Origin of the sequence: Desulfosporosinus sp. SYSU MS00001 (genome assembly GCF_049943955.1) — a bacterium.
Taxonomy (GTDB): domain Bacteria; phylum Bacillota; class Desulfitobacteriia; order Desulfitobacteriales; family Desulfitobacteriaceae; genus Desulfosporosinus.
Map to the genome: position 1 here is coordinate 63807 of NZ_JBNFTW010000014.1, position 24077 is coordinate 87883.

At 39.8% G+C, this 24077-nt stretch carries 20 protein-coding genes and 1 pseudogene; 18 read left to right on the forward strand and 3 right to left on the reverse strand.

Annotated elements, in window-relative coordinates:
* Positions 1-13: 13 nt before the first annotated feature.
* From ACPUYX_RS19560 to ACPUYX_RS19610, 11 genes and pseudogenes are all read left to right on the forward strand, one after another.
* The gene (locus ACPUYX_RS19560) at positions 14-457 is read left to right on the forward strand and encodes a competence type IV pilus major pilin ComGC (protein WP_426381309.1); all 444 of its coding nucleotides are present in this window, start codon (positions 14-16) and stop codon (positions 455-457) included.
* A 105-nt stretch (positions 458-562) separates the two neighbouring features.
* Entirely contained in the window at positions 563-2278 is a 1716-nt protein-coding gene (locus ACPUYX_RS19565) for a GspE/PulE family protein (RefSeq protein WP_426381286.1), read from the forward strand.
* A gap of 19 nt (positions 2279-2297) precedes the next feature.
* A complete protein-coding gene (locus ACPUYX_RS19570; protein ID WP_426381287.1) occupies positions 2298-3512 on the forward strand; it encodes a type II secretion system F family protein in 1215 nt (404 codons plus the stop codon).
* Positions 3509-4033: a pilus assembly FimT family protein gene (locus tag ACPUYX_RS19575; RefSeq protein ID WP_426381288.1), complete on the forward strand. Its 525-nt coding sequence runs from the start codon at positions 3509-3511 to the stop codon at positions 4031-4033. The genes ACPUYX_RS19570 and ACPUYX_RS19575 overlap by 4 nt, the downstream gene beginning before the upstream one ends.
* 37 nt (positions 4034-4070) lie before the next feature.
* On the forward strand, positions 4071-4463 hold the full coding sequence (locus ACPUYX_RS19580; RefSeq protein WP_426381289.1) for a type IV pilus modification PilV family protein: 393 nt from the start codon (positions 4071-4073) through the stop codon (positions 4461-4463).
* Positions 4460-5038 carry a PulJ/GspJ family protein gene (locus ACPUYX_RS19585; protein ID WP_426381290.1) on the forward strand — a complete coding sequence of 193 codons (579 nt, stop codon included), beginning with the start codon at positions 4460-4462 and terminating at the stop codon, positions 5036-5038. Before ACPUYX_RS19580 ends, ACPUYX_RS19585 begins: the two co-directional genes overlap by 4 nt.
* A gap of 15 nt (positions 5039-5053) precedes the next feature.
* Complete coding sequence (locus tag ACPUYX_RS19590) at positions 5054-6580, forward strand: hypothetical protein (protein ID WP_426381291.1); 1527 nt, start codon at positions 5054-5056, stop codon at positions 6578-6580.
* A 49-nt stretch (positions 6581-6629) separates the two neighbouring features.
* Positions 6630-7787: a pilus assembly protein PilM gene (locus ACPUYX_RS19595; RefSeq protein ID WP_426381292.1), complete on the forward strand. Its 1158-nt coding sequence runs from the start codon at positions 6630-6632 to the stop codon at positions 7785-7787.
* 1 nt (position 7788) lies between these two features.
* Positions 7789-8331, forward strand: a complete 543-nt coding sequence (locus ACPUYX_RS19600; RefSeq protein WP_426381293.1) for a PilN domain-containing protein — start codon at positions 7789-7791, stop codon at positions 8329-8331.
* Positions 8332-8372: 41 nt separating this feature from the next.
* Positions 8373-8984, forward strand: coding sequence for a type 4a pilus biogenesis protein PilO (locus ACPUYX_RS19605; protein WP_426381294.1), 612 nt, complete (start codon positions 8373-8375; stop codon positions 8982-8984).
* A 101-nt stretch (positions 8985-9085) separates the two neighbouring features.
* Positions 9086-9553, forward strand: a pseudogene (locus tag ACPUYX_RS19610) (sigma-70 family RNA polymerase sigma factor); the annotation flags it as partial.
* Positions 9554-9602: 49 nt separating this feature from the next.
* Here ACPUYX_RS19610 and ACPUYX_RS19615 read toward each other — a convergent pair.
* Both ACPUYX_RS19615 and ACPUYX_RS19620 read right to left on the reverse strand, forming a co-directional pair.
* Positions 9603-9770, reverse strand: coding sequence for a hypothetical protein (locus tag ACPUYX_RS19615; protein WP_426381295.1), 168 nt, complete (start codon positions 9768-9770; stop codon positions 9603-9605).
* Positions 9760-11724, reverse strand: coding sequence for a CHC2 zinc finger domain-containing protein (locus tag ACPUYX_RS19620; protein WP_426381296.1), 1965 nt, complete (start codon positions 11722-11724; stop codon positions 9760-9762). The genes ACPUYX_RS19615 and ACPUYX_RS19620 overlap by 11 nt, the downstream gene beginning before the upstream one ends.
* A 1027-nt stretch (positions 11725-12751) precedes the next feature.
* On the opposite strand from ACPUYX_RS19620, the gene ACPUYX_RS19625 reads away from it, so the two are divergent.
* The 7 genes from ACPUYX_RS19625 (at position 12752) to ACPUYX_RS19655 (ending at position 22680) form a co-directional block, all read left to right on the forward strand.
* On the forward strand, positions 12752-13153 hold the full coding sequence (locus ACPUYX_RS19625; RefSeq protein ID WP_426381297.1) for a hypothetical protein: 402 nt from the start codon (positions 12752-12754) through the stop codon (positions 13151-13153).
* Between the two features lie 166 nt (positions 13154-13319).
* Entirely contained in the window at positions 13320-13613 is a 294-nt protein-coding gene (locus tag ACPUYX_RS19630) for a hypothetical protein (RefSeq protein WP_426381298.1), read from the forward strand.
* A 409-nt stretch (positions 13614-14022) separates the two neighbouring features.
* Positions 14023-15588 (forward strand): type I restriction-modification system subunit M, encoded by a 1566-nt coding sequence (locus ACPUYX_RS19635; protein ID WP_426381299.1) that lies wholly within the window; start codon positions 14023-14025, stop codon positions 15586-15588.
* Entirely contained in the window at positions 15581-16834 is a 1254-nt protein-coding gene (locus ACPUYX_RS19640; RefSeq protein ID WP_426381300.1) for a restriction endonuclease subunit S, read from the forward strand. The genes ACPUYX_RS19635 and ACPUYX_RS19640 overlap by 8 nt, the downstream gene beginning before the upstream one ends.
* Positions 16835-16856: 22 nt before the next feature.
* Positions 16857-20018: a type I restriction endonuclease subunit R gene (locus ACPUYX_RS19645; protein WP_426381301.1), complete on the forward strand. Its 3162-nt coding sequence runs from the start codon at positions 16857-16859 to the stop codon at positions 20016-20018.
* 3 nt (positions 20019-20021) lie between these two features.
* Entirely contained in the window at positions 20022-20369 is a 348-nt protein-coding gene (locus ACPUYX_RS19650; protein ID WP_426381302.1) for a hypothetical protein, read from the forward strand.
* A 556-nt stretch (positions 20370-20925) separates the two neighbouring features.
* A complete protein-coding gene (locus ACPUYX_RS19655; RefSeq protein WP_426381303.1) occupies positions 20926-22680 on the forward strand; it encodes a transposase in 1755 nt (584 codons plus the stop codon).
* 412 nt (positions 22681-23092) lie between these two features.
* Here the strand turns inward: ACPUYX_RS19655 and ACPUYX_RS19660 are convergent, their stop codons facing one another.
* The gene (locus ACPUYX_RS19660; RefSeq protein ID WP_426381304.1) at positions 23093-23938 is read right to left on the reverse strand and encodes a tyrosine-type recombinase/integrase; all 846 of its coding nucleotides are present in this window, start codon (positions 23936-23938) and stop codon (positions 23093-23095) included.
* Positions 23939-24077: the final 139 nt, after the last annotated feature.

Sequence of the window (24077 nt, forward strand, 5' to 3'; positions counted from 1 at the left end):
TAAGTTGAAGGAAATGATTAAGCGCAGAAAAGATGAAGGTTTCACGCTCATTGAACTTATGATTGTTATTGCGGTAATTGGGATCTTGGCGATTGTATTGGTACCGAGGGTTGGGGCAGTTAAGACTCAGGCAAGAACCTCAGGACTCGATACCAATATTAGAATGGTTCAGGGATATGTACAATCTAGAATAAGCAATTGGAATGAATCCAATAAATCTGGTACAGATATAGTCTCTGAAGTTTATGGGGCAGTCGCTCAAGTTAGTGATCCAATGAAAAACCCTTTCGATAGTGATAATAGTGCGTTTAAATCAACTAGCGGTGCCCCTGCTGAAGAAGATGCTGTACCAGGTGAAGTTTATATTACTGTAACTGGTACCCCGGTTACTAGTATCGAAATTACAGCATTAGACAGTCAGAAGAAGATATATAGAACTGTTACCGTGACGCCATGATTTTAGTATGTCACGGTTATCAAATATAGGAAAGGGTGTTTAAGAAAACACCCTTTCCTATTCCTATATTTTAAGTAAGTCAGTCAATGAGAGGAGGCTCCCCCATTGGCCCTACGCCAAGAACGCAAACGCCTCGGAGAAATTCTCATCGCCGGAGGGGTAATTTCTCCGACTCAATTGGAAGAGGCTTTAGCCTTACAAAAATCTTTAGGACTTCGTCTCGGGGAAGTCTTAATTAAGCAGGGGCATGTTGTGGAAGAGGAAATTCTGCGCACGATGCAAAGTCAGTTGGGCCTGCCGACTATTAATTTAAATCGATTAGTTGTGCCGGAACAGGTGCTTAGGTCTCTTCCGGAGAATGTTGTCCGTAAATATACGGTTTTGCCCGTGGAATTGGATAAGGGGCAGCTCTTGGTAGCGATGTGTGATCCCACCGATTATTTCGCTCTCGATGATTTGCGTCTGGCGGCAGGTATGGTTGTCAAGCCCTGTTTAGCCAAAAAAGGGGACATTCTTCTGGCTATTGACCGTTTATATGGGCGGAGCGGAGCGGAGAAGGCTGCCCGGGAATATGCCAAGAAAATGGGTATAACGTCTGTGGCCATGACCTCGACTATGGTCTCTTTAAATTCAGCTGAGGGTGAAGTCATTGATGAGGAATCTACCCCTATTGTTAAATTTCTTAATACAATCATTGAGAACGCAGTCAATAATCAGGCTAGTGACATTCATATTGAGCCTATTGAAGGGGAATTGCGGGTGCGTTTTCGAATTGATGGCGTGATGCGCGAGATTATGCTCACTCCGATCAGTATGGCTAATCCAGTGGTCAGCCGGGTAAAAATTATGGCTGATCTGAATATCACAGAACGGCGTCTGCCTCAAGACGGCCGGATTTCCTATCTCGTCGGGGAAAAAATGATTGATCTTCGGGTGTCGACAATTCCCACTATGTATGGGGAAAAAGTTGTCTTGCGTATCTTGGACAAATCCAACATTATCCTGGATAAGGAAGCCTTGGGCCTAAGGGGCAACGATTTGAGCCTGTTTGAAGGATTGATCTCCAAACCCTCCGGCATTGTCCTGGTTACGGGACCAACTGGAAGCGGAAAGACGACGACACTTTATACGGTTCTGAAAGAGTTAAATGTTCCGGAGAAAAACCTGGTAACTCTGGAAGATCCGGTAGAGTTTAGCTTTAAAGGCGTCAATCAGATTCAGATCAACCCTAAAGCCGGACTTACCTTTGCAACAGGACTGAGGTCAATTTTGCGGCAAGATCCGGATATAATCATGGTCGGTGAGATGCGGGATAATGAGACAGCACAAATCGCTGTTCGCTCAGCCTTAACGGGGCATTTGGTTTTATCGACGATTCACACCAGTGATGCCGCCAGCTCGATTGTTCGCCTGATGGATATGGAAATTGAGCCCTTTTTAATCTCAGCTTCAGTCTTGGGAATTATTTCCCAGCGTTTGGTGCGGCGTATTTGTCAGCAGTGTGCTGCAGAGTATGAAGGGGGTCCTTTAGAACATACGTTACTCGATGTTCCTCTTAACACAAAATTATTATTAAAAAAAGGGCAAGGATGTCCTTATTGCAACAAAAGTGGCTATAAAGGAAGGATTGCTGTTTTTGAAATTATGCCGATAACAGCGGGACATCGTCAACTTATTGACCGGAGGGCAACAGCTGATGAATTAAGAGCTTATGCCCTCGAGCAGGGAATGAAGTCTCTAAAGCAGGCCGAGGTACGATTAGTTCTGGAAGGGATTACCACAGTCGAGGAACTCCTGCGGGTTGCTTATGTGAACGAATAAGTTGAGGTGAACAGCAGGAATGCAATTTAGGTATCGAGTCATCAATGAAGAGATGCACGTTATAAATGGCGTTTTAGAGGCTGTTGATCTCGAGGCTGCGAGGCGGCAAATGTTCGAGAATCAATGGCAAGTAATTTCTCTGGAAAGAGTATCCGGAGTAAGCCGTTTGCTCACAATGAGCTTCAAAAATAAAGTGAAGTCCGAATCCTTGGCGTCATTTTGTTCACAATTGGCCATGATGATCCGTTCGGGGGCTAATTTAGTGCGAGGTTTGGAGATTCTCCAGAGTCAAATGGAGGACAAGCGTCTGCAAGAGGTTGTGGGGATAATTCACCGCGGGGTCAGCCGAGGAGATTCTTTGTCTATGGCTATGAGAGATTGTCAAGGAGCCTTACCGGAGCTTCTCATTAATTTAGTGAGCGTCGGTGAGGAAAGCGGAACTTTAGATTCTGTGCTCGTCAACATGGCCGAATATTACGAACGTGAGAGTTTTATTCGTAAAAAGGTAACCAGCGCTTCTCTTTACCCGATTGTTCTCACTTGTGTATTAATTGGACTTGTTGCTCTGTTTATAAACTTTATCCTGCCGGAAATCACGGATTTAATGAAAGGAAACGGTCAGGGTTTGCCTCTTCCTACTCAGATCATCCTAAATGCGGCTGATTATCTTAAAAACAACGGGCTTTATCTTTTTCTTCTTTTACTTATTGTTCTTGGTTTGTTAGTACGGTTGTTTAAAATCCCCAAATATCTCTACGTCCTGCATTCGTCCTTACTTCGAGTCCCTCTTTTGGGAAAAAATATAAAGGATGTTGTTATTGCTCGCTTTTCAAGAACTCTTGCCTTGTTTTTGCATTCTTCCCTGCCTATCGTATCGATTTTAAATTCCTTAGAAAGCATTGTGGGCAACGAAGTATCCCGTTTAGCCGTGGAACGAGCTAAAGAACGAATCATTCGAGGGGAAACCATGACCTTGGCTTTTGGGGCAGAACACTTCTTTGACCCTCTTGTTATCCAAATGATGTCGATTGGTGAAGAAACTGGACGTATGGAAGAATTAATGCTCGAAGTAGCCAATCACTATGACAAACGGGTGGAAATAGGACTCACAAGACTCGTTTCCCTTGTAGAACCGATTTTTACGATCATTGTTGGGATTTTCGCCGGAGGATTAATCATCTCCATTGCCTTACCGATCTTTAATATGGCGAGCGGCGTTAGTGGGGTAAGATGATGATGAAAACTGTTCCTAGTCGCGATGGTTCTTCAGATAAACAAGGTTTTACTCTTATCGAGATTATGCTGGTGCTGGCAGTCATTGGAATCATTTCTATCGTCACTGTTCCTAAATATCAGGCCCTCATGGATCATTATCACTTAGAGTCATCTGTTCAAACTGTCGTCGGTCAATTAAGATATGCTAAACAGTTAGCGATGGATCAACGAAAAGAAATCTATCTAGCTTTGGACAGTAGGACAGTTATCGTTCTCGATGCCAGTGATAAAGAGTATGGCGGGGTGCAAGATTTTGATAGTACTGTGATCTTTGATAGTTCCAGCGCGGAGAGTAATGATTTAAAGATCGATGCTTATAAAGCAAAGGGACTGCCTTATGTGGTCTATGATGCCCGCGGTTTTGTGGAGAATTCACCCAGCAGCGATGGAAAGGTTGCCATTGTATTAACTACAGTTAGAACGGCCATTTCGGCCGTTATTGTTATTGAGGTGCAAACAGGAAATATCACGGTTCAATGATAGTTTACTCAGGACATAAGGTGAAGGAGATATTAGAATGAGGCCCAGACGTGATGAAGGTATGACACTGCTTGAAGTGGTTTTTGCAATAAGTATTTTGCTAATTGGTATCACGTTTGTTGTTAAGAGCGATTCGGCAATGTACCATTATCGTTCTCAAGCTGAGATTCGGCAGCGAATGCTTCTCTATGCTGCTGGTCAATTGGAGCGTATCCTTGAGAATCAGTCAATTGTTCAGGGAAGTGAGTCAGGGAATCCCGAATACTCCTGTTTTCATGTTGAGTTTTCCGCTTCGGATTATAGCGGGCTTGATCTAGCTCCCATTCAAGGGCAAATGAAAGTTATCACAGTTACGGTTTCAGTTACTCCTCAGACAGTGAATTCACCAGATCCTGTTACTATGTCAACTTGCAGGGTGGATCAATCATGAAAAATCAATCTAGGATCAAGAATAGTACACAAGCTTTCACCCTCCTGGAAGTTATGATAGCGTTGTCGATCTTTAGTTTGTTTTTATTATTTACTTCTCAATTAATGCATGCCGAAATATCCGGTTATGACTCCGCCTCCAAACAAAACGAAATAGAACAGAAAGAACGGGTTGCCATGATGCAAATGCTGGATGAGCTTCGTTTAAATTGCTATACGTATTATAAAACGACATCAACAGCTCAGGGAATCTATCAGTATGCAAACGCTGCCGCAGCGGCTTCGAAATCACAGGGCGAAAATGATCCCTGTCTAGTCTACATTCAATTACCCAACTCAACAGATTCTCCACCGTCGTCGGCGAAACTATATTTTGAGTATGATATGAGTAAAGGTGAAGGGAAACTTTGGTATATGAAGGATGAAGCTAATAAATACCTCGTTGCCGACGGTATAATTAAAATCAATCTTACCCCGGACGACCATGATGCAAGCCTGGTGAAAATTGATATTACTAGCGGTGGCCATCACAATTCTCAATCCTATGAGCTTATGACCTGGGCGCGCTTGAATTAACGGGAGGAGAAGGATTTGCGAGAAAGAGGTTCGGCCTTGTTAACTTCCGTAATTATTATCATGGTTTTGTTGTCCATATCGGGGATTTTTCTCACAATGGTAATCTATCAAGCAAAAAATGAGTCTTCAGAAGAAAAAGGATTAAAGGCATATTATATGGCCGAAGCAGGCATTCAATACGGCATAGCTGCAGGTCTCAAAGCCGTATCAGACGGAACATTGGCAGAAGGGGGGACACTTACGCTGCCTCGCATAACGCTTTCCGGGCAAAGCGGTAGCTTTGAGGTAACGGTTATTAACGGAACGACTTCCTTTAAGGTAACAAGTATGGGTGATTACTTTGATGATCGAAGAGTTAAACAAGCTGAGTATGGCTATGGAGGCGGTGGGGGAATAGATTGCCAGGAAGGGGATCTTGATTTAAATTATCCTCTTTGGGATCCTAAGGCAGTTTATCATGATGCTAACACTCATGTTACCTATATCGATGCTGAAGGCAATAAACGATATTTTTATAATCTTTGGTATGCCGATCATGATGATATTCCCGGAAGAGATGATGTATGGCAAGAGATCACCATAAAATGGCGGCCATTTAATCGCTATAAGACCGATGCTGTTAACATCGTGTGTAATAAAGGGATAAAATTCATAGTAACTCAGAGTCAATGGTCAGAAAATCAGCAGCCGGGGGTATTGGGTAATCCCTGGAATGAGATTTCTTATGAGTGGCGGAACTTTAATGTCTACCATGATGCAGGACAATATGTTATCCATAATTCACAGTTGTTTCGATCCCGATGGTACTCATATAATCAGGAACCTGGGTTAGCGAGCAGTCCATGGCAGGCGCTGACAAATGAGTGGATGAATTTTAATGACTATAATTCAGGAGATATTGTTGTTTACAATGGGGATCTGTATCGAGCTCATGATAACGGCAACCCAGATTTTAAACAGCCAGGTATTGATAACAGTTGGCAGGAATTAACTAGAGAATGGAAATCCTTCAATATCTATAATCCCAGTGATGGAAATACGTATAATGAAGTTGTTTATAACGGTCAGCGGTACAGAGCGAATTATTATAACAAAGATACCATTCCTGGGACTTCAAATGCCTGGCAGCTAATATCCAACTTGGATGTTACCCAGCCAGCTCTCATGGGAGTTATGATCACCCCAGCTGTAGGTTCTGTCACTGTATGCCAGAGCCAGAGCTATAAGGCAAAGGCGATTTATTCTGACGGTTCGACAAAGGATGTAACTACTTTAGCGACATGGAACAGTACAGATCCAAACTATGTAACGGAGAAGGGCAATGTTGCAACAGGAAAAGGAACCGATGTTGTTACAGGTATAATCCGTGAATCTACGCCCATCTCAATCCCCATAGCGAAAACAGTTCCTATCACAGCCAGTTATGGGGGGAAGGTTGGAACGGGTTATCTAACGGTTAATCCGACGGCCTCGGATTCCGGCAGCAATGACAAAAATGGCAAAGGACTTCTGTGGGAAAAGGAAATAATCTCTAACGGTTAAGAAACATATATGACCTTAGATATCATTAAGAGCAAGAAGGAGATCAACGGTGTATAAACAAAAACAATGGCTGGCAGTTATTCGGGAAAATAACTGTGTTGTTGCCAAAGTGGCCTTTCACAAACTAAAGCTTGATATTCTTGAGTTGTTCGAATATCATAGCGAAATTGAATCTGGATCCTCGAAGGAACAGAATGAAGGTGTTGTAAGAGAAGTTCCCGGTGAAGAGAGAAGCACAGTAGGGAAGCCTCTTGAAGAGAAGTTTTGGCAAGAGGAACGTTTGCAGAATAGAAGAACAGGCCTCTTAAAAAACTGGCTTGACAATAACCATGTACCTATCAGTAAACTTCGTCTCGCGGTTTCTTGCCCAGGAGTAATTACACGAATGGTTACTCTTCCTCTTTTGTCGAGTCACGATATGAACAGGCTTTTGACTGAGCAAGTGGAACAGTATTTCACCTTAAATATAGCGGACTATGTTGTTGATTATCGCTTGCTGGAGCGATTTTCCGAAGAGGGTGAACTGCGGCAACGGGTTCTTCTGGCTGCAATTCCCAGGTACCAGTGGGAAAAGTTATGGACGGAATGGGAAGAAATCGGCTTACGACCGAAAGTTGTGGATTTAGCTGCAGATGGTTTGGCAAGGCTCTACTCAAAGTTAACTAGTAAGGAGGTCCATAAAGCTAAGGTTGAAGAGGAGACCTCCTTAGATTTGGCAATTGTTGATTTAAATCCAGAGCGGGCGGAATTTGTTTTGTTAGAGCACGGCATGTTTTTTTTGTATTCCGATATAGAGGTCGCTTCAGACAACTTGAAGAACCTTAGAACAGCATTGAGTAGGGCTTCTGAAGGACTTGGGACCGGAGAATCCGAAGCGACAAACTTTGATTTGCAGACAGTAAAGCAGCATGCTTGCACAAAAGGAGAAATTGAGTTAACCCTTGGCAATGTTTTGCAATCTTTGGCTGAATTTTTTAGTTTTTTTGCGGCAAGGCATTTTGGTAAATCCATCGACCGAATTTATATTACCGGCGAATATTCAGACATTCCTTTCTTAGAAGAAATTTTTCAATCCAATTTAGAAATTCCTACTCAGGCAGGATTTCCTAATGGTTGGCAACCTCGTTTTAGTCGGAAGGCCAAAACATTCCAGAAGAGCAGTATGAAATATGGCTCTCTTTATGGTTTGGCCATGCGGGAGGGCTAACATGAGGGAAAAGAAGGAATTCAACTTCGCTCAATGTTGGGTTGACAGCCTGACTCGAGAATCTGCCAGTCCTTTTAAGCTAAAAGTTCAAATCATCACTTGGGGAGTTGGCTTTCTCCTGATTTTAGGGGTTATCGGAAGTACTCCCTGGTTTTGGAACTATAAATTAAATCGAGACATTGCCGGTGTTGAAGAAAAGATTTCTTCTCTTAGTGAAATCTCCAATCAGGTTAACCGTATGAAAACATTAAAGAGCGAAGTTAAAGTTGAGGAACAGACCCTAAATCTAATACAAAAAAATTCTCGCGATCCTGAGCCTATTTTCGAAACCTTGAGAAGCACACTACCGGTTGGAACGGTTGTGAACTCATTTTCCTTCCAAGAAAATAGCGTGGCTATAAGCGTAAGCGTTCCTACTCCAGTTGACGCAGCACGTTTATGGGTTAGTCTGCGCAATTCAGGGATGTTCCAGAATGTTGATCTTCAGACGGTTTCCTTACAAGACCAAGTTCAAAGTTTAAATCTAAATTTGGTATTGAAGTAAAAGTTTATTTGCAATATTTAAAGACTCAAGGAGCCGAACAAATGAAAAAAGAGAAATTGCAGCGTATAATTCTTGCGGCGATAATTATGTTCGGGATTTGCTATGCTTATAGTAAATTTCTTCTTCTGCCCCATTGGGAGGTCATTCAAAATAACAATCAGCGTTTGAAATCCTTGCAAAATCAGTATCAGGAATTATTAAACTATCAAAAGGATAGAACAAGTCTTCAGAAGGATATTATAATGCTGGAAAATAGAGTCCTCCAATTAAAAAAACAGCTCCCCAGTCGCCTGGATAAACCGGAACTAATGGTTGAACTTTATACGTTGGCTAAACAACATGGAGTTAATCCCCAATCAATCTCTTTTGATCAATCTCAGAATAAAGGTTTATATCAAGAGATGGGAATTAGTTTAAGTTGTTTAGGGAAAACGACAGACTTGCTGTCTTTTATTCATGACTTACAATTCGGAAGGGGACAACGTATGGGAATCAAAAGTATAAATCTTGCTGGTTCACAAGGGAACATGCGGGTGGATTTGAAATTGACGGCTACCATTCTCAATGGGTTTTCAAACAATTCTTCCGAGAAACAATCCTTTATGAATTCTTCAATCGGGGTGGATTCTCCTGAGAAAATGTTTCACCCTTAAAGATCTTCTTTAATTAGTCAAGTAACTTAATTATTTAGTGGAAAAGCACAATTCTCCTTTTTCGAGCATAGTTATGAACATGGTTCGAAAGGGGTGAGAGGGTGTTTACTGAATTTTTGCTGACTGCAATTGCTCTATCCGTTCTTAAGGGCGTAGCCTTACTAGTTTCTTATATTAATAATAATGCTTTTCCTCAACCGTTGAGTGAGCATGAAGAAGCTCGATGTTTATCAATTTTAAGCAAAAGTAAATCAACGCAGCCCTTTGCAATGACTCGTGAGGTGGAGGAGGCTCGTAATACGCTCGTTGAACACAATTTGCGCTTAGTGGCCCATCTTGTTAAGAAGTTTGACGGAACGGGAGAGGATGGAGATGATCTAATCTCAATCGGAACTATTGGTTTAATTAAAGGCATCAACACCTTTGATCCCGGCAAGGGGACAAAGCTGGCAACGTATGCTGCTCGTTGCATTGAAAACGAGATTCTGATGCACTTGAGATCTTTGAAGAAATCCCGTGGGGAAGTGTCCATTTACGATCCTATTGGCATGGATAAAGAAGGGAATGAATATACATATGCATTATATCTACAACTTTACATAAAAAAAAGCTGGGGTGTTAAGCCCCAGCCAATTTTTCGTTAAGTTCAGCCATAACCTTGTATAAGGAATCGTAATCTATTTTGTGATTATGTGATACCCATATTTTGGTTTTGCCATTATCTAATGTTTTATATAGTGTGCAATTATCAAAAGGTGGTTTTATTTGCTTGTCTTCAATCTTCAAGATATTCCCCCCCCTTTGGTTGAACTATATTCTTTGAGGAGATTGTCTTATTTCTGGTGTCCATGCTATATCTGGATTGGTATTTTGTGACAACGTCATTCTGGAGAATAATAAAAGGATAGCCTATGAAAGCTATCCCGAAATGACTTTTAAGTTCCTTATTTAACCGTATTCGTTTCAAACCGTATTTGTCTAGAATTTCGTTTAGGCACCGTTTAAGTTGAACGTCTTTATATTTTTTAGCTCCACGGAATCTGAGATTAAGTTGTTCTAGAACCTCAGATTGAGTAGTCCAACCTTTTTCCTTGAAGACTATTCGGCAAATAATCTCTTCAATTTCTCGGGCCACTTTTTCATTAAAGGGGGTTATTTGCTTATGGCTCATTTGAGGGTAAACCCTGTCTGCTTCTTCTTTACCTTCATTTCGGAGAATAAGCTCCCTACTGAATCCTTCCATTGTGTAATTGGATTTCATCCACCTCGTAGCCTTACTCTCGGAGAACGTCAGGTTTTTCTCACAGTAAGAAGGAATAGAGTAGAAGGCCCGTCTGAATTGGTGATTGTTTGCCTTTGCATACACTGCAGCTTCGTCCAACAAAAATCCAGGAATTTGATCGTCTCTGAGCTTGTTTACTAAGCCTAAGTAGGCAAAGTGACTAATTCTCTCTCTAAGCCTTCTCGTGTCTTTGTAGCCTATTGACCGTGCCATCTGCTTCATAATTACGTAGAACAAGGCATTGCCATTATCGTCAGTAAAGTTTTGGGTTACAACATGGTTTGATGCAAAGTCATTTAGAATGATGAGTTCGGGGATATAGTTCTTCACCCTTTTATAAGTCTCTGGTGCCAATTGGCTCAATCGTTCATGGTCATATAGGAGCCTTTTATTCTCTTCCAATATCTCTTTTTGTTCTCTTTGCCATTCTGTTTCCTCAAAGCTAATATTGTACACCTGTCTAAGAAATCTCAAAGCCTGGGGGGTAGAGCATTTTAACCATTTTTCTGTGATTGAGATAATATCTCGTACAATCCCACAAGAGAAACATTTGTACCAATAATAACCAGTATTAGGATCGGTATAAATGTTAGCCGATGGATTGTTTTCATCATGGAATAAGCAATTGAAGTTTTTGGTGGGTATACCAAGAAATTTGCTTAAGTCTTGCTGTCTCAAATGTCTATAAATATCCCCATAGTTATTAAATGTTATTGCAGAAGGGTTAAGGAGTGATTGAAGTGCCGAAATGTCTTGAGCCTCGATTAATTCTTTGTGACTAGGGGTTTTTCCGTCCTTACAAGACACTTTAGTATTAATATAGTCTCTTGTTAGGACGGATAACTCACTTCCTTGCTTCGTAACGACCACCTCTGGTAATGCATCAATCACATCTTCAATCTGGTATCTAACGTCATTCAATCTAACGATCTCACAGAAGAATTTGTTCTCAACATCTTTACACCAGTAGAAGCCAGGTGCTCTTAACAGGTTGCAAGGTCGTACCACATTTGGATCGGATTGAAAATAAGATATCAAACGAGCTGTACACTCCTTAAACTGTTCAACGGTGGCAGTGCTTTGCACAAACCAGTACACGTGGAATCCGTTTCTAGTTTCAATAATGGCTGTTGGTTTTAGTTCGAAATCATCAATTACCTGTAGTTTTGCAGCCTTGAATTGCTGCACAACATTTGTTGGATGGTAATCACCGTTTTGGTCTTTACCACAATCAAAGTCGATAAAGACTGAATTGATTTGGGTAATATCGACACTAGAGTAGCCCCCAGAATTTACGACGAAGTAAATGTTAAAGTTTTTCTTATTCCATTGATTTAGCTTTTCGACCATTTGGTCATCAAAGTTGCCAGATTCTTGTTTTGTATTTTTCCCTTTAATTATTCTAAAGTTGATTGAATCACTACCGAATAATTGTTTAAAGAATTTTGTCGGTGTCATTTCTTGTAGCTCCTTTTAATTTTATTGAGATTTTTGGGCAAAAAAGAATTACCTGTTCAAGGAACGGTCTTTACAGGGCTAAACGTCATTTGGATTTTTGAAGATTGATCTCAAAAGGGCAACAAAAAACCCGTCTGGATAGATTCCACACGGTCTGAATATTCGTCAGGTTAACTGACATATTAAGTTTTAGACAATTTGACGTTTCAATCCTATACTGATGTACCTTCTACGACTGTGTTAGAGCTAGTTCTGCTCTCGATATCTTGACTTCCTTTCTCATAATTTGTTTATCCTTACACAGGGTAATTACCAGATTCGGAACGATAGTCACTGATCTGTGTTTGGTAATTAGTGGGTAGAATATAATTACTAATATCCGAACCGTTACGGAAGGGGCTTCTAAGCTCTTTAGCCCAATCTCTTTAGACTTTATTCATTGAGTAAGTTGTCATTGAACACTGGGCATCCTGTGGCCTCTAGTGACGTTTTAACTGAATATGAATCTAGCCTACGTGGGTATAGCTAAACTGCTTATTTGTTGATGGTTCAATCATTTTTGCATGTTCACTTTTGTTTGTCGTTTTCTCCTTTGCTTTTAGATTTAATATGTCCTTACACTAGGTAATTACCGTATTTCATTCGAATGTCACTCACATTAAAAAATAATTTTAAAAACGGACAAAAAAATAGACCGAAGGTAGTTTCACCTACCAACTGTCATTTTCTATTTTTCATATAGAGTGTTCCTGGTATGAGATATCTGATATTTCTTGGTAAAAGCAAAAAAACTAAATGATATATTAGATAATATTTAGAACTAACAATAAAAGTTAATAAAATAATTATTTTACGAAAGTAAACGACATGTTAGAGCAACATGTGTCTGCAAATTGATATTTAAAAATTAAGTAAGATAAATGAGTGAAGGAATTTTAAATTTCGTGTTGAATATACCTAATTAATGAAAAAATATTAGATGTAACTTAAAGTATTTTAGTAAAAATAAGGAATGAGGGCTAGAAGAATGGAAATCGAGAAGTTTCAAGAGTTTTTGGCAGATCAGTTTAGTAAAATGTTTAAAGAGATACGAGAGCTGAGGGCTGAGTTAAAGAACGATGTAAATGTAGTTGAAAGGTTGGATCGAATCGAGGCTAAGGTAGAAGTGCTACAGCTGGAAACTTCCCACATTCGGAGGCAGAATATTAAAGAAGTACATTCCATTGAACAAATGCAGCTTGATATTAATTATCTGGTACGGAAAACCACTTACCACGATGATGAGATACTTCAACTGAAGAAAGAGAAGGAAGCCCAAAATAAGATACATGCCACACAAATTGAGGAGTTACAATATGAAGCTAGAATTGCTGCCAGGAAACTAAATATACACGATGATGAGATACTTCAACTTAAGAAAGCAAAGTAATTGCATAAAAGAAAGGCCGAGGATGACTCTAATATCCACGGTTTTTAATTGATCCTACTGATCTGAGATTATAGAGGCTATAGAGGTATGTCATTCTAGTGGGAGAAGTGTTCAGGGGTGGACGGCATCAGTTGGTTCGGTTTCTAAAAACGGGAGGAAAAATATCGTGTCAACAAAAAGTAATACTAGAGGGACATCTAAGAAGGCAGATAATAAACAAGATGGTAATCGGGGGCTAGTCGGGGAACAAGTGAATGAGCCAGTTGGGAAGATAAAAGAAGATTCTCCACTTGCTGCCCTCATTGCTAGTAAGAAGAAGGGTAGTAAGGTGTTAGTAGGGCTTCACTTGCCAGAGGACGTTGATGAAATGTTAACCAAGTTCAAGAAGGACACTGATATTGATAAATCAGAAACTGTTGCTACTGCTGTAAGGCTCTTTCTCAAGGAGTATTTTGAATAGTAACTAATGGAAAAAGAGAGCTTCGTACTAGCCTTGTTGAAGGTAAAAATTTCTCGGATATCATGCTTTCAGCCGACAGTCCAGCAGTAAAGGGATTATTTATAATTGCCAAAGTTTTTGTCGTGATTCAAGTGATCTGATAAGTGAGGTAATAGGGGTTTTTACGTCCTAACAAGTAACAATAGTATTAATATAGTGTCTTGTTAGGACGGAAAAACCCTTGTAGCATTTATTGACGTTAAACATTATTCTAAGTCGTGTTGTTAGCAGATGTCCGATTAACGGGCATCTTTTTTATGGGCATCTTTTACATTGTAAATTTTTAGGTTTTTGCAGGTTAACGTAGGAAAATGTAGAATATATTAGTTTACTGAATTTGCAATAGCTCATGGGAAAGAAGGGTAATCACTTGTCCATCAACATAAACGACATTCAAAAAGAATTATGGGCTTCAGCTGATGAACTACGGGCAAACTCAAAGCTTAAGTCTAATGAGTATTCTGTTCCAGTTCTAGGACTGATCTTTCTACGATTTGCCGACTTCAAGTTTTCTTTAGCTGAAAAGGAATTGGCACTTAAAGACACTGGCCGAAGACGTAAAATAGGTAAGGATGATTATCAAGCCTTAGGAGTTATGTATGTGCCAGAAGAAGCACGATTTTCTAAACTGCTTTATCTCCCAGAGGGTGAAAATATAGGTAAAGCCATCAACGATGCAATGAAAGCTATAGAGTCCGAAAACGAGGAACTTAAAGACGTACTGCCTAAGACGTATAATCGTCTTGAAAACGAAACCCTTATTGCTTTGCTGAAGACCTTTTCTAAAATTGAGATGGATATCGAGGGAGACGTTTTTGGAAAGATTTACGAGTACTTTCTTGGGAAATTTGCTAGTGCAGAAGGTCAAAAGGGTGGAGAGTTCTTTACACCAACCTCGTTAGTACAGCTGATTGTTGAGGTAATTGAGCCATATAATGGTCGTATTTTAGATCCTGCCTGTGGATCAGGGGGTATGTTTGTTCAAAGTGCACGTTTCGTTAAGAACCATCATCAAAATCCGAGTGCACAAATAATGGTTTACGGACAAGAAAAAGTAGCAGAAACCGTCCGACTGTGCAAGATGAACATGGCTGTTCATGGATTGGCTGGTGATATTCGTCAAGGAAACACATATTATGAGAACTTGCACAATTGTAAGGGCAGGTTTGATTTCGTAATGGCTAATCCCCCTTTTAACGTGGACAAGGTTAGCAAAGACAAGATCAAAGATGACCCACGGTATCCATTTGGCATGCCCTCAAATGACAATGCAAATTATCTCTGGATTCAAGAATTTTACAGTGCCTTAAATAAAAATGGACGTGCTGGGTTTGTTATGGCCAACTCTGCAAGTGATGCTCGTGGTTCCGAAATGGAAATAAGGAAAAAGCTTATTCTTAACCCAGTAGTTGATGTAATGATCTCAATTGGTAATAATTTCTTCCACAATGTTACATTGCCCTGCACACTCTGGTTCTTTGATAAAGGCAAGAAAACTACTGACCGAAAAGATACTGTATTATTTATTGATGCCAGAAACATTTTCACCCAAGTGGATCGTGCCCACCGTGAATTTGCACCTCAGCAAATTGAGTTTATTGCTAACATTGTACGGTTATATCGTAGGGAAGTCATAGAAACGGTTAATGGTAGTGAGGAATTGCTTAAAGAGCATTTTCCTAATGGACAGTATATAAATGTTTTGGGTTTATGCAAGGCAGCAACATTAGACGAAATAGAGGCTCAGGGATGGAGTTTGAATCCTGGACGATATGTGGGAGTGACTAATAGGATAGTTGATAGCTTTAACTTCCAAGAACGGTTAGAAGAATTAAAGGAAGAATTTGATTCATTGAACCGAACAGCTTGGGAATTGGAGAAAACCATATCCCATAATATAGCAATGATACTCGGAGGGGCACCGATAAATGGCTAATATTAAAAGTTATATTATCGGAGATTTTGTCAAGCAAGGTAAAGCAGAAATCAAAACTGGGCCATTTGGAACCCAACTTCATGCAAGTGATTACGTCGAGACAGGTACACCAGTAATTAATGTTCGTAATATTGGTTACGGAACAATTAAGGAGGATAAGTTAGAATTTATTTCGGATGAAACAGTACAACGTCTCTCATCACACCTACTAAAACCAGGAGACATCGTTTTTGGTCGTAAGGGTGCAGTGGATCGTCATGTTTTCATAACCGAGGAATTTGGGGACTGGTTTCAAGGTTCCGACTGTATTCGTTTAAGGTTTAATAGCAATGAAGTTGACTCAAGGTTTGTTTCCTATTCACTCTTGTCAAATCAACACAAGCAATGGATGTTCAATCAATGCTCACATGGAGCCACTATGGCTTCATTAAATCAAGATATAGTTTCTAGGGTACCTATCAATTTGCCGAGTATTAATGCTCAAAAGAAAATTGTCTCGATTCTTGCAACTTATGATGATTTAATTGAAACCAACACCCGTCGTATCAAAATTCTTGAGGAAATGGCACAGTCGATATATCGTCAGTGGTTCATCAATTTCCGTTTCCCAGGACATGAAAAGTTTAGAATGGTAGAGTCTGAATTAGGGATGATACCTGAAGGTTGGAATATCGAAAAAATTGGAAATACATGCCGTATAATAATGGGGCAATCTCCAAAATCGGAGTTTTATAATGAGGATGGAAAAGGATTACCTTTTCATCAGGGTGTAGCTAATTTTGGGGTTCATTTTCCAAATGATAAAATCTACTGTACTGCTGTTACAAGAGAAGCAGAAAGTGATGATATTCTCTTTAGTGTTCGAGCACCAGTGGGCAGAATTAACATAGCTGATAAACATATCGGTATAGGACGTGGCCTTTCTTCTATCCGTTCCAAGAATGATCAACAACTTTTTGTGCTATTCCAACTTAAAGATAAGTTTCAGCTAGAAGATTCCATTGGCAATGGGGCTATATTTAACTCCGTCACTAAAGACGATGTATTCAATTTGAAAATGATACAGCCATCTGCAGAAATAGCTCTGAGATTTTGTAAAATAGTTGAACCTATGTGGAAGGAAATAAAATTATTTACAGCTTCAAATAAGTGTCTTTCTCAATCACGTGATCTTTTACTCCCTAGGCTCATTTTGGGGGAATTGAACATAGAAGAATTGAATATTAAAGTCCCTTTTGAGGACTAATTCAATACAAGGGGATGTTGCTGTGACTACCGACCATCAGCAATACACCGAAGATGCTTTAGTCGAACAACCAACCATAGCATTATTCAAAGCACTAGGATACACTACTGCAAACTGTTACACAGAAAGCTTCGGGGTAAATAGTACATTAGGACGGGAAACTACTACGGAAGTAGTTCTTGTCCCACGTCTAAAGGCTGCACTCATCAAACTTAACGGGCAACTCACTGTTGAGGCTATTAATCTTGCCATCGAAGAAATAATTCGAGATCGTAGCTCAATGAGTATGGTTAATGCCAATCGTGAAATTTATAAACTACTTAAAGATGGGGTCAATGTCACTCTTCGGGATGAAAATGGTGAGGAAGTTTCGGAGACCGTTCAAGTCATTGACTGGAATGAGCCTAAGAATAACGACTTCTTCCTGGCTTCACAGTTTTGGATTTCTGGGGAGATGTATAAACGTAGGGCTGACTTAATTGGCTTTGTTAATGGGCTACCTCTTATTTTCATCGAATTAAAAGCTGCTCATAGAAGGCTTGAAAATGCCTATAATGACAATCTCCGTGATTACAAGAATACCGTTCCTCAACTATTCTGGTACAATGCCGTGGTGATCCTCTCGAATGGTAGCCAGAGCAAGGCTGGAACTATTACAGCCACTTGGGAGTATTTCTCTGAATGGAAGAAGATTAATAGTGAAGGTGAAACAGGTGTTGTCTCTTTAGAGACTATGATAAGGAGTATTTGTGAAAAGACTAGGCTACTGGACATAGTGGAAAACTTCACGTTGTTCAGTGATGCTGAGGGCAAACTTATCAAAATCATAGCAAAGAATCACCAGTACCTTGGGGTTAATAACTCCATCGAAGCAGTGAAACAAATGGGTAAAAACAGGGGTAAACTTGGGGTGTTCTGGCACACTCAAGGTAGTGGCAAGAGCTATTCGATGATTTTCTTCTCACAGAAAATACTTCGAAAACTGCCTGGCAACTGGACCTTCTTAATAATTACTGACCGTGAGGCACTTGATGAACAAATCTATAAGAACTTCGAAAGTGCTGGTGCCGTAACTGAAAAACACGTCCAGGCAACAAGTGGGAAGCATCTTCAAAAGCTACTGAAAGAAGATCACCGAAATATATTTACTCTCATTCAGAAGTTTGGGACAAAAAAAGGTGAAGCTTATCCAAAACTATCAGACCGTAGTGACATTATTGTTATTACTGATGAGGCCCATAGGAGCCAATATGATAATCTAGCAGGGAACATGAGAAATGCTTTGCCTAATGCTTCCTTCATTGCCTTCACTGGAACTCCCCTCATGGCTGGTGAGGAAAAAACCAAGGATGTTTTCGGTGATTACGTTAGTATTTACAACTTCAGTCAATCGGTCGAGGATAAGGCAACAGTTCCACTTTATTATGAAAACCGTATCCCAGAGTTACAATTAGCTGACGATGACCTTGAAGAGGGCTTGGATGAGCTACTGGACTATACTGACGAAGAACAAGATAAACGGCTGCAAAAGGAGTTTGTCCGTGAATACCATTTAATTACTCGTGAGGATAGGCTTGAGAAGATTGCAGAAGACATTGTCTCCCACTACATGGGTCGTGGTTTTATGGGCAAGGCAATGGTTATATCCATTGACAGATTTACGACTGTCAAGATGTATGACAAGGTCAAGAAGCATTGGGGGCTTTACATAGATAAACTGAAGGATCAACTACAAACTTGTCCACATCAAGATCGGGAAAATATCCAGAAAAAGATTACCTACATGGAATTGACTGATATGGCAGTCATTATCTCTCAAAGTCAAAACGAGGTAGAAACCTTTCAAAAGAAGAAACTGGACATCATTCCACACCGTAAACGGATAATAGACAAAAATGATGATTTAGGGACGAAGTTCAAGAACTCAGATGATCCTCTACGAATAGTTTTCGTCTGTTCTATGTGGCTGACTGGTTTTGACGTCCAAAGCCTTTCGACGTTGTATTTAGACAAACCAATGAAGAATCATAACCTCATGCAGACAATTGCTCGTGCTAACCGTGTGTTCAAAGGCAAGCACAACGGCCTGATTGTGGATTATATTGGTGTGTTTAGGAATATGCAGAAGGCTCTAGCAATTTACGGTAACCCCACGGGAGGAGGAAATCCCGTTGAGGGCAAAGGTAAATTGGTCGAGGAGCTTAGGGTGAAACTTGAAGAAACAAATTGCTTATGTAAAATGCTAGGCATTAACTTAGAGAAGATAATAGATGCCCAGGGTTATGATAAAATTAAGCTGGTTGACGATGCTGTCGAGTTTATACTGGGCAAAGACGTATTAAAAAGAAAATTCCTATCTCTAGTCAGTAAAGTGGCTAAACTCTTCAAGGCCATCCTCCCTGATCGGGATGCTCATGAATTTATAACAAGAGTTAGGCTATATGTCTTTATTGCCGAGAAGATTGGCATACAGATAGGACCAGGACCAGTAACTGATCAAGACGATGAAGAAATGGACCAACTAAAGGAAGTTGTCCAAGACCTTCTTGATGAATCGATCACTGCTGATACCTATGTAATTAACAAAAGTGAGACATTAGACCTTAGTAATATTGACTTTGAGAAGCTTAAGGAGCACTTCAAAAAGGCTAGAAAGAACACAGAAGTTGAGAGGCTGAAAAGTGCCATTAATGCCAAGTTGAGGGAAATAGTTCCTTATAACAAGACCAGGGTCAATTATGTGGATAAGTTTAAGAAAATGATTGATGAGTATAATGCTGGTAGCAAGAACCTTGAGAAGCTCTTTGCTGATCTAATTAAGTTTGCCCAAGACCTAAATCAGGAAGACAAACGTGCAATGACGGAGCAATTAACGGAAGAGGAACTTGCTGTCTTCGACATTCTCATAAGACCAGAATTGAAACTTAGTGAAAAGGAAAAGAAACAGATTAAAAAGGTAGCTCGTGATTTGCTAGAAAAATTGAAGAAGGAAAAGCTAGTCCTTGATTGGAAAAAACGTCAACAGTCACGGGCACAGGTACGAGTTACCATCGAGGAAATACTTGACCAAGGGTTACCTAAGGTATTCACTTCTGAGATCTACGAGGACGTATGTGGAGCTGTTTACGGGCATGTTTATGATTCATATTACGGTCAGGGGCAGAGTATTTACGTGCATCAGTGATTATTGTACGTTCAGTTAAAGGTTATTACCTCCGAGACGTTGCTTTTTTGCACTAGGCACCTTACCTTTTTCTTTAATCGTTATCGTGTAACGAAAAAGGGTTATGAGGAAGGAGACGTTCATATGCCGATTACCGTTTACAAGTCCGATATTGCTGCAGCCAAGATCCAGTACAATGAGTATCTTGCTGGGAAGGCTGGAGGTTTTACAGCAGGACTGTTCGATTTGATGCCTCATGCTGATATCGGGCAGAGACGTAAGTTAGCACTGGCATTTCCAGCACATGTCTATGTGTACATGCAATACTTTGAGGAGTTGCATCGGATCGATTTTGTCGTGAAGGAAGCATGATTGTATAGAACTGTTTTTAAGTCCTAACAAGTAACAATAGTAATAAGAGAGTCTCATGTTAGGACAGCTCAATACAACCTATGACGTGTTATAAAATGCCAAAAGTCACCCTCAAACTAACAATGCTGAGAGGTGACTTATTTTTTTATTTGAGAGCAGCCCCACACGATGAAGTATGGGGTTGATGGTTAGAGTAGCTGTGATCGGAAGGGAGGCCGAGTTTTTTTACAAAAAGAATTTTAAAAAGGTACCCACTCTTTAGGAATAGAGATTACGTTGATAGGGTGGCCCTATCATCCGACAGTGAAGCGTGTACTTCCGACAAGATCGAGAAGGGTCGTGTCTAAACTATTAGTGAACGTATCTCCCCTGCACTAGGGACAGGTAAAAGGCAATGGGGTCGTTTCTTAACTGACCGTGGCTGGGTGGGAGGTAGTTTTTCGTTATATTTGTTGCCTCACAAATACTGTCACCTGAAGGAGGATTTCCTTGTCTTTTGACGAAATGGAAAGAGATCCCATTAAAATAGCAATATGTATTGGAGATTTTGATACGTATGCCAAAATATGACAAATTTGAGAAACAGGATATCATAGATAGATATTACCAAAGTGAGCAATCAGTGAAAGATTTTTGTAAAACTAATTCGGTAGCTCCTTCTACACTTTATAGATGGCTAAAAGAATGTAAAGGAGAGACACAGATTTCTAATCCGATGCATTCTACCAAAGTTTTAAAAGATAAACATGATCTTTATAGAAATTCTACATATGATTTTATTAATTCAAACTACTATCAGAATGCTACAAAAGTTTTAAATTCAATTAGACCTACTTTACCATATGATTATCTCGAAAATAGAAACCGTTTTTTAATAAATTCAATTTACCCCAGTTGCATAAGTCCCATTCAAACAGCCATGAGCAGCAGACATCTTCAAACGATAAGTCCAATTCAGACAGCTATGAGCAGTAGATATCTTGAAACGATAAAGCCTATTCAACCATTTATGAGCAGTAGATGTTTAGAAACGATAAGTCCCACTCCTAAAATTCAAAGTAGTACATTACAAGACGATATGAAGCTAATTCAAGAAGGTATTAGGATATTCGGATTAAATTACCAAGAGAAAATAAGACCGATCCAAGAGGCTATGGGAATAATTAGTCTATCTCTCCAAGAGAGCATAAGACCGATTCAAGAGGCAATAGGAACGTTTGCTCAATATTACCAAGTAAATATAAGGCCGATGACAGAGGCCCTTGGATCAATTAGCTTATATTTCCAGGAAAATATACGACCAATCCAAGAGGCTATGAGATTATTTGGAACAAGTTATCAAGCTAGTTTATACAAAACTATGAAATCATTCGAAGGGCCAAAATACAATTTGCAAAAGGCTCTGGAGGAATTTAGGCATATAAGTGAGGAGTTTCCTGATAATCAATTAGTAAAGGGTACTTCAAATCTCTATCAGCTTGCAAAGGAAAAAACAGCATGTAATGAGATTAAGGACTTTGAAAGAGCCAAGGAAGAACCTCTAATTCATTCTTTAGTAAAAATATTATTAACTGAAGATCTTACAGAGTTCAAAGTGTTAAATAAAGTAGAAGAAATCTATTCTGAGCTTTCCCAAACTACTGTAGAGGGTAGCATAGTTGACTCTGTTGAAATGCTTAAAGCTACTGTTAATCAGAGTAGTAACACTAAGGGAATTTATGTAGAGACACCAACCCGAAAATTTATCGGGAAGGTATATTCAGAGGAAAAAACAGAGTCGGGCTTGATTGTCTATAAATCTATAAAGTTTCTAGATATTTTACACTCTTATTCTAAAATGGTGACCTCCCAGAGTATTTTTAGAAGTTTTTGGAAAAGTATAGCAAGCAAGAAGTTCAAAGAAAACCCAGAGGAGATTGGAAAACTTAATCTTAAAACATATTTAATCACAGCATTAGAACAAGAGGCAGACATACTTGAAGAAGTCCCTAGAGGTAGGGGAGAAATTGATATCTATGTCATACGTCCAAACTTCATTCCCTCTTATTATGCTATTGAGATAAAGGTTATCGAAAAAACTACCTATCCTGTTAAAGCAGTCATATACGGGGATCAGCACAAAAAAGGTGCTGTTAGTCAGCTAACCGATTACATAAAAAATAGTCCCGTATCAGAGGGATACCTTGTTATCTTTGATGGGTATGACGAAGATCAAAAACCTGAAATTCCAGATACAATCAATACGGATCATGGGCTTATCCATGTTGTCAGGGTAGATATATTACCAGGTAAATCTCAAAGTTATATTTAAAGATTAAGATTCAGACGTGTTAATTTTGTGAGAAACCAGGGGGGCCGATCTTTTCTACTTAAAAAAATATAAAAATCGGTTCATCACATTCCTTTAATTGCCTTCACGTCAATAGGGTGGCATGCATCTCATAGGTTTGATTACCGTAGGATGGCAGTGGTGTATATTAGAATCAGCATCAATCTTCTTTTGGCACTAGGCAAACAAAAAATGGCATAGGGGTATTTCTTAACTGACGGTGGCATCCCCTCTCCATGAAATGGCATTGCAATTAGGTTACTCGTATGTCACATGCAGTTACCTTAGACAAAATAGTTTTTCCAAAGGGCCATAATAGCCGTCAAAAAGTCACTTGCAGTAATTCACTTTTTCATTGACATAAATGGCTGCTAAAAAAGGAGACATTCCCCGATCAGGAGAATGCCTTATCAATTGCCTCTTCTAAGTCTTTTTCTGTGGGCTTGGAATATCGTCTTGTGACGTTTATGTCGGCATGCCCTGCAAGGTCTGCTACAGTTGATATGTCGATACCTTTGCTGACAAGTTCTTTACAAAACGTATGTCTCAAGGCATGAGGGTGAATACCGTAGTTACTTAGCATGTGTTGGACTGCTCTAACACTGATCCTCTGACGGTAATTCGAGAGGAACAATTCTATGTCAATGTCATCTCTAGTCTCTAAATATTTAGTTAAGTATAAACGTGCCTCATTCGACAGTGGTACACGTCTTGATACGTTCCCTTTGCCATTACGGACAGTGATAGAACCAGACCGATCTCCAATAACAACGTCAGAACGATTAAGTGCTACTAGCTCAGACACTCGGATGCCAGTTCGGATAAGTAGGTTCACGATGGCAATGTCACGGGGGTTATTGTTTCTCTCAACTTCACGAAGCAGAGTGTTCCGTTCAGTACGTTCTAACGATTCAGGAGCAATATTTCTAGCTTGACGGACTTGTGGTACTTTGATATTCTCGATTATATTAGGGCTTCCAATGAAACGAGCAAATTGAGATATTGCAGCAAATCGGTTATTGATCGTGCTGGCACTGTTGCCTTTGGCCTCTAGGTATTGAATGAACAGTTGAACATCAACCCTAGTCAGTTTAGCCAGATCACCATCGTTGTCAATGAGCCAGTGGTTAAACATCTCTAGTGAGTGCTTATAGTTCTTGGCCGTCAATTGACTCTTGCCTTTATCCAAAATGTGAACCAGAAATTCATCGATGACTTTTACGACACTTTTTTCCTCCATTAGAGCACCTCATTTGCTATGTTTAGGGCTTAATTATAACATAAAGTGTCGTATAAGACTAGTTATATGCCAATTATATTGACGTCAATGTTCTTTTAAATTGTTGGGATTCTATTACAAATTTTAGAGGAATTAACGG